The organism is Allobosea sp. 01N443 (assembly GCF_056399325.1).
Window position 1 is genome coordinate 1 of the sequence record NZ_JBFTRC010000248.1, and the last position, 7,143, is coordinate 7,143.

Annotated in this window: 8 protein-coding genes; 5 read left to right on the forward strand and 3 right to left on the reverse strand. The window is 67.4% G+C overall.

Annotated elements, in window-relative coordinates; genetic code table 11:
• Nucleotides 1–725 (forward strand): ABC transporter permease subunit (locus tag AC1DRP_RS33290; protein ID WP_476770757.1); only part of this gene is annotated, 725 nt, incomplete at its 5' end.
• Complete coding sequence (locus tag AC1DRP_RS33295) at nt 722–1,807, forward strand: ABC transporter ATP-binding protein (protein WP_441504810.1); 1,086 nt, start codon at nt 722–724, stop codon at nt 1,805–1,807. The genes AC1DRP_RS33290 and AC1DRP_RS33295, both read left to right, overlap by 4 nt.
• An 83-nt stretch (nt 1,808–1,890) precedes the next feature.
• On the opposite strand, the gene AC1DRP_RS33300 is transcribed toward AC1DRP_RS33295, so the two are convergent.
• On the reverse strand, nt 1,891–3,567 hold the full coding sequence (locus tag AC1DRP_RS33300) for an acyl-CoA dehydrogenase family protein (protein ID WP_441504811.1): 1,677 nt from the start codon (nt 3,565–3,567) through the stop codon (nt 1,891–1,893).
• Between the two features lie 79 nt (nt 3,568–3,646).
• A complete protein-coding gene (locus AC1DRP_RS33305; protein ID WP_441478411.1) occupies nt 3,647–4,531 on the reverse strand; it encodes a DMT family transporter in 885 nt (294 codons plus the stop codon).
• Nucleotides 4,532–4,735: 204 nt separating this feature from the next.
• On the opposite strand from AC1DRP_RS33305, the gene AC1DRP_RS33310 reads away from it, so the two are divergent.
• From AC1DRP_RS33310 to aac(6'), 3 genes are all read left to right on the forward strand, one after another.
• Nucleotides 4,736–5,593 (forward strand): YihY/virulence factor BrkB family protein, encoded by an 858-nt coding sequence (locus tag AC1DRP_RS33310; protein WP_441488777.1) that lies wholly within the window; start codon nt 4,736–4,738, stop codon nt 5,591–5,593.
• Between the two features lie 50 nt (nt 5,594–5,643).
• Nucleotides 5,644–6,156, forward strand: a complete 513-nt coding sequence (locus AC1DRP_RS33315; protein WP_441504812.1) for a GNAT family N-acetyltransferase — start codon at nt 5,644–5,646, stop codon at nt 6,154–6,156.
• A gap of 62 nt (nt 6,157–6,218) precedes the next feature.
• Entirely contained in the window at nt 6,219–6,665 is a 447-nt protein-coding gene (gene aac(6') / locus AC1DRP_RS33320) for an aminoglycoside 6'-N-acetyltransferase (protein WP_441504860.1), read from the forward strand.
• A gap of 56 nt (nt 6,666–6,721) precedes the next feature.
• On the opposite strand, the gene AC1DRP_RS33325 is transcribed toward aac(6'), so the two are convergent.
• Nucleotides 6,722–7,143 (reverse strand): acetamidase/formamidase family protein (locus AC1DRP_RS33325; protein ID WP_476770758.1); only part of this gene is annotated, 422 nt, incomplete at its 5' end.

The window sequence follows — 7,143 nt, forward strand, 5'->3', positions numbered from 1 at the left end:
GCCTCGGCCTGCTTCTCACCTATGCACTGCTCTCGCTCGGCGTCCCCAGCCTGACGCTCGGACGCTGGCTCGTTCTCGGCGGAGCGGACGCCTGGCGGATCTCCGATCTCGCCGGCGCCTTCGGCACGACCGTCTTCTATGCCGTGGCCGGCGCCGCCCTCACGAGTGCTGCCGCCATCCCGATCGCCTGGCTGTGCGTGCGGCGGCCGGGGCTCTGGCAACGGCGGCTCGAAGCCTGCCATGTCTATGTCGGCTCGCTGCCGGGCATCGTCGTCGCGCTCGCGCTGGTCACGATCACGGTCCGCGTGGCGCTGCCCTTGTACCAGAGCTGGTTCATGCTGCTCGTCGCCTATGCGCTGATCTTCCTGCCGCGCGCGCTGGTCGGTCTGCGCGGCAGCCTCGCGCAGGTGCCGGTCGAGCTCGAATGGGCAGCCTCGGCGCTCGGGCGGCCGCCCTTGCTGGCGGTGCTGCAGGTCACGCTGCGCCTGGCCGCGCCTGGGCTTGGCGCGGCGATGGCGCTGGTCGGACTTGGCATCACCACGGAGCTGACCGCCACGCTCCTGCTCTCGCCCAATGGGACGCGGACGCTGGCGACGGAGTTCTGGTCGCTGACCGGCGAGATCGACTATGTCGCGGCGACGCCCTATGCGGTCCTGATGATCATCCTCTCCATCCCGATGGCCGTGATGCTGCACCGGCAGTCGCGAAAGGCGAACGGCCTGTGAGCGTCCTGACCGTTTCCGGCCTGAGCAAGCAGTACGGCGCGACGCTTGCCCTCGACGATATCAGCTTCTCGGTCGCGCCCGGCATACGGACCGCGATCGTCGGCCCCTCGGGATCGGGCAAGACGACCCTGCTGCGCATCATCGCGGGCTTCGAGACGGCCGCCGCGGGCACCGTGACCATCGGCAACGAGATCATCGTCGATGGCGGGTTGGGCGTCCCCGCGCATCTGCGCGGGATCGGCGTCGTGACGCAGGACGGCTCCCTGTTCCCGCATCTCAGCATCGCAGAGAATATCGGCTTTGGGCTGACGCGGAACCAGACCGACCGGGATGCCCGGATTGCAGAGCTGATGGACATTGTCGAACTGCCGCGCAGCATGGCTGAAAGGCGGCCCCACCAGTTGTCCGGCGGCCAGCAGCAGCGCGTCGCCCTCGCCCGTGCGCTCGCCCGGCGGCCGCGGCTGATGCTTCTGGACGAGCCCTTCTCCGCCCTCGATACCGGGCTGCGCGAGACCATGCGCCGCAAGGTGGCCGACGTGCTGCGAGAATTCGCGGTGACCGCGATCCTCGTCACGCATGACCAGGGCGAAGCGCTCGGCTTCGCCGACCAGCTCGTCGTGCTGAAGGAGGGCCGACTGGTCCAGGCCGGGCCGCCACGGCTTCTCTACATGCAACCCCTCAACCCCGCGATCGCTCGTTTCCTCGGCGACGCGATCCTGCTGCAGGCGGAGCTGGCCGATGGCGCGGCGCGCTGCGCACTCGGCCAGATTGCGATCACCGACCGAACCCGGCGCGGCCCGGCAACGATCCTGCTGCGCCCCGAACAGCTTCGCCTGCGGCCATCGGCCGCCTCAGAGCTCGCTGGCGGCACCGGAGGGAGGATCGTCGAGGTCGAGTTCGGCGGCGCCAGCAGCCTCGTCACGATCGCGCTCGATGCGGATACGGACACCCTGCTGCAGTTGCGCTCATCCGACCTGTCCCCGCCGGAGCCGGGAACGCATGTGGCGATCGAGGTCTCCGGCGCGGCCTACCCGTTCGATGGCGCGACCGCCCTGGAGCCTGCCGGGAAGGCGAAGCGCTAACGCATCGACCCGAAGAGTGGATTGCGGTTTTCGGAAAAGCCGATGCAAACACAGCCGGCTTCCTCCGGCGGGTCCGGGGGCTGTCAGCCCTCGACCAGCCGCCGTGCGATCACCTGCGCCTGAATCTCCGCCGCACCCTCAAAAATGTTCAGGATGCGGGCGTCACAGAGGACGCGGCTGATCGGGTATTCCAGCGCAAAACCATTGCCGCCATGGATCTGCAGCGCGTTATCGGCGGCGGCCCAGGCAACCCGGGCGCCGAGCAGCTTGGCCATGCCGGCCTCGAGATCGCAGCGGCGCTCGGCGTCCTTCTCGCGAGCGGCGAAATAGGTGAGCTGGCGGGCGATCAGGATTTCAGCCGCCATCATCGCGAGCTTGTCGGCGACGCGCGGGAAGGCGATCAGCGGCTTGCCGAACTGGATGCGCTCCTGCGCATAGCGCAGCCCCAGATCGAAAGCCGATTGCGCCACGCCGATGGCGCGCGCCGCCGTCTGGATTCGGGCCGCCTCGAAGGTCTGCATGAGCTGCTTGAAGCCCTGGCCTTCGACGCCACCGAGCAGGTTCCCGGCCTTGACCTCGAAACCGTCGAAGGCGAGCTCGTATTCCTTCATCCCGCGATAGCCGAGCACCTCGATCTCGCCGCCGGTCAGTCCGGCAACCGGGAACGGGTCTTCGTCCGTGCCGCGCGGCTTTTCGGCAATCAGCATGGAGAGGCCGCGATAACCCGGTGCGTCCGGATCGGTGCGGACAAGCAGCGTCATGATATCGGCGCGAACGGGATGGGTGATCCAGGTCTTGTTGCCATGGACCTTGAAGACATCGCCATCCCGCACCGCCTTGGTGCGCAGCGAAGCGAGGTCCGAGCCGGTATTGGGCTCGGTGAAGACGGCCGTCGGCAAGGTCTCGCCCGCGGCGATCTTCGGCAGCCAATGCGCCTTCTGCTCCGGCGTGCCGCCACAGAGGATGAGCTCGGCCGCGATTTCGGAGCGGGTGCCGAGCGAGCCGACGCCGATATAGCCGCGCGAAAGCTCCTCCGAGACGACGCACATCGAGACCTTGCTGAGGCCCATGCCGCCGAATTCCTCGGGAATGGTCAGGCCGAAGACGCCGAGCTCGGCCATTTTCTCGACGACCGGCATCGGGATGTAGTGGTTCTCCAGATGCCATTCGTGCGCATGCGGCGTCACCTCCGCCTCGCAGAAGCGGCGCATCTCGGAGCGGATCGCTTCCAGGGTCTCGTCGAGGCCGGGATCGCCGACACTGGCGAGCCCCTGCGACTGGCTGAACAAGGCGACGAGGCGCGCGCGGTTTTCCGGCGTGTTGCCCTCGGAGATCAGGGTTTCCGCCGCTTCGCCACGCGCGGCGGCGATCGACTTCTGGCCAAGGCCGAGCGCCGGGAGCCTGACGATCTCGCCCTGGCTCATCGGGATGCCGCCAAAGATCTGGGCTGCATATTCACCGGCGCCGACGCGCAGCGCGTAATCCTCGGTGGCGCCGTAGCGGTCCTCCACCTGCAGGCGCTCGCCATAGGCCTTCAGCTCTCGCAACGCCATGACATAGGTCGCGAGCCAGGACAGGCCATGCGCCGCGTGCTGCTCGGCTTCGAGCCTCGAAGACGAGATCTTGCCGTCGACCAGCACCTTCTGGCGTACCGCAGCGATCGCCTGGTCGAGCAGCGTCTCGAAGCCTGGCAGCGCGGCACCGATCAGCTCGACGGCGGAGCCAGGGGCCTCGGAGTGGCGGGCGACGTTGGCGCTCATGATCTCTCTCCCTTTGTTGCGACGCAGCATAGGAGAGAACCTGGCGAATCCGAAATCCACCTTTCGGCTGGGGGCCAGACTATTTTCGACTGGCCAGCACGACGCCGAGCACCGCCACAGCCATGCCGACGAGCTGGAGCGGCGTCAGCGTCTCCCCGAAGAGCAGCCACGCCTCGACCGCGACGGCCGGCGGCACGAGATAGAGGAAGGTCGCGGTGCGCGAGACTTCGCCACGCCGGATCAGCCAGAGATAGAGCCCGATTCCACCGAGCGAGAGCGCCAGGACCGACCAGGCCAGCACCAGGGCCATGGTCAGGTTCCACTCGATCCGCATCGGTTCGAGCGCATAGGCGACGGGCAGCGTGACGAGGAAGGCCGCGGTGTACTGCCAGGCGGTCACGGTCCGCAGATCGCCGGTGACGATGCGCTTCTTCTGATAGAAGGAGCCGAAGGTCACGGCGAACATCGCGACGATATTGACGCCGACCGGCAGCAGGATGCCGGCGAGCGCCTGCGGATCGACGCCGACCAGCTTCGGCTCGAGCACCAGKGCGATGCCGAGGAAACCGCAGAGAATCCCGGCCCAGCGCACCGGCGAGATGCGTTCGCCGACCAGAAGGGGGGAAAACAGCGCAGTCAGCACGGGCTGAAGGCCGGCAATCAGGCCGGAAACTCCGGCYGGCAGGCCATGGCGCACCGCCCACCAGACGCCGCCGAGATAAACGGCATGCAGCAGGATACCGGTGACGATGCAGTCGATGATCGCGCGGCGGCCCTTCGGCCAGGGGGCACCGACGGCGAGCGCCAGGCCGATGAGCAGCAGGCCGGCACAGGCATAGCGCACGGCCAGGAAGGTCAGCGGGTCGGCATAGCGCGCGGAATAGCCGGCAACGATCCAGCCGCTCGACCAGAGAAGCGTGAAGACGAGCGGGATGACGCGCAGGAACAGGGGCGATTCGAGCATGGGCACCGGCTTTCGCTGATCGCCCTGATAATCCCGGAGCAAGCGCTTGTCGCCGTCCGACGACGCCGGGACGGCATGTCCGGGGGAGGGAACGAATGCGTCATGCCGGGCCAGCGAGGGGCCGCGGGTGGATCGGGCACAGAGCCTGGATGACGGCGGGGCGGGTTGAGGTCACAATCAGCGCCCGCTCGCCCGAGTCTCCGCATGTCGCTGCTGTCCGTCCCCTCCCTCGCGTTCGAGCGTTTCCTCGCCCATGATTCCTGGGCGATCGCGAGCCATATCGCGCTCTCCGTGCTGATGTCGCTCTTCCCCTTCCTGATCCTGGTGACCGCGCTCGGCGGCGTCTTCGGCACGCAGAATGCGGCCGATGAGGCAACCGCGCTGCTGCTCGAGGCCTGGCCCAAGGAGATCGCCATCCCGATCGCACGCGAGGTGCGCTCGGTGCTGACGGCGGTCCGCAGCGACGCGCTGACCTTTGGCGCGCTGCTGGCGCTGTATTTCTCGTCGTCCGGCGTCGAGGCGCTGCGCATCGGCCTCAACCGTGCCTACGAGGCCTATGAATGGCGGGCCTGGTGGCACACACGGCTGGAATCGATCCTCTACGTGATCGGCGGCGCCGTGTTCATGCTCTCCTTCGCGTTTCTCGTGGTGCTCGGGCCGCTGGTCCTGCGCTGGCTGATCGGCTTCGCGCCCTGGCTGGCGCCACTCTCCATCCTGCTCAGCTTCCTGCGCGTCGCTGGCGCGACCATGTTGATCGTGCTGGCGCTGATCGTCGCACACAGCACGCTGCCGGCCCGCGCCCCGCATATCCGGACGCTCTGGCCCGGCATTCTCGTCACCCTCGCCTTCTGGCTCGTCGGCGGCCTCGGCTTCGGCTGGTATCTCGACGGCTTTGCAGGTGCCTATGTCACGACCTATGCCGGCCTTGCGACGGCGATGATCGCCCTCGTTTTCCTCTACTGGCTCGCCGCGATCTTCCTCTATGGCGCAGAGCTGAACGCCGCCTTCGCGATCGCCAGGGCTCCAAAGGCCGATCCCGGCGAGGCGATCGCGGGGCTGTAGGGCGTTCTCCTGCGTTGACGCCGAGTCGTGCTGCTGCTTTCTGTCCCGCCATGATCGAGACACCACGCCTGCTCCTGCGCCCTCACGCGCTGGAGGATTTCGAACCCTGGTACGCGATGTTTTCGGACCGGGACCTGTTCCGGTTCATTGCCGTGCCGCAATTGTCGCGGGAGGATGGCTGGAACCGGCTGCTGCGCTATGCCGGCCATTGGTCGCTGCTCGGCTACGGCATGTTCGCCGTCTTCGACAAGGCAAGCGGCGAACTGGTCGGCGATGTCGGCCTCGCCGATTTCCACCGCGGCCTGGGCGAGCGCTTCGACGGATTCCCGGAAGCCTCCTGGATCATGGCGCGCTCGACGCATGGACGGGGCCTGGCTGCGGAGGCGGTCGCCGCAAGCCATGACTGGCTTGCCCGCACGCACGCCCCTGCCCGCACCGTCTGCATCATCACCCCCGAAAACGTCGCCTCGCTGCGCCTGGCGGACAAGTTCGGATACCGGCCCTTCGGAAGCACCACCTACAAGGGCGGTCCCTACACCATGCTGGAACGCCTGGCGTCGTGACCGGCGGGCGCGACCGCATTGTTGCCGATCCAACTGGCAAGAGGGACGCGGCTGGTCCGATGCTGATCGAAACCTGCACGGATGAGACGCAGGAGGACTGGATCAGGCTGCGCCTGGCCCTCTGGCCGGATTCGACCGCGCAGGAGCATCGCGACGAGGCCGTGGGCATTCTCGCAAGTGCGAACGATACCGCGTTCATCGCGCGGGACGATGTTGGCCTGGCGATCGGCCTTGCCGAGGCCGCCCTGCGGCACGACTACGTCAATGGCTGCGAAACCTCGCCCGTCGGCTTCCTCGAAGGGATCTATGTCACGCCCGGCTCACGGCTTCACGGCGTCGCCCGGGCGCTTTGCGCAGCCGTCGAGACCTGGGCAAAGAGCCATGGCTGCATGGAACTCGCCTCGGACACCGACCTGTCCAATGCCGTCTCGCAGCAGACGCATGAGGCGCTCGGTTTCGAAGAAACCGAGCGGGTGGTGTATTATCGCAAGCCGCTACAGGCCGGCTGAGCTCTTGCCCAAGCGTTATTGCCCTGGACTCCCAGCCGGGCGCCGCCTCGCTGGGGTTACTTGCCGAGCAGCGACATCGCCCTCGTGATGTCGTTCTTATCCAGCCGGCAGGCCACGCAATAAGCGGGGTTGAAGATGTTGGCGACGTCGTAACGGACCAACTGGCCGAGCAGATGACTCGCCTCGACGGTATCGACACCGAGGTCGTCGACGATCCAGCGGAGCATCTCGGTCGTCGCGAACTGGAGCGGCTGGTCGAGCGGGCGGCCGCTGGCCAGGGTCATGATCTCGGTCGCGGTCTCGCAACGCGGCCACCGGCCCGGCGCATTCTTGCGCAGATGCAGGGTGAACGCGATCTCGAAACTGGTCTCGATGCCGGTGCCGACGATCTCGCCATCACCCTGGCAGGCATGGCCATCCCCCAGGAAGAACAGCCCGCCCGCCTCGGAAACCGGGAAAGCGATGCTCGCGCCCGGCC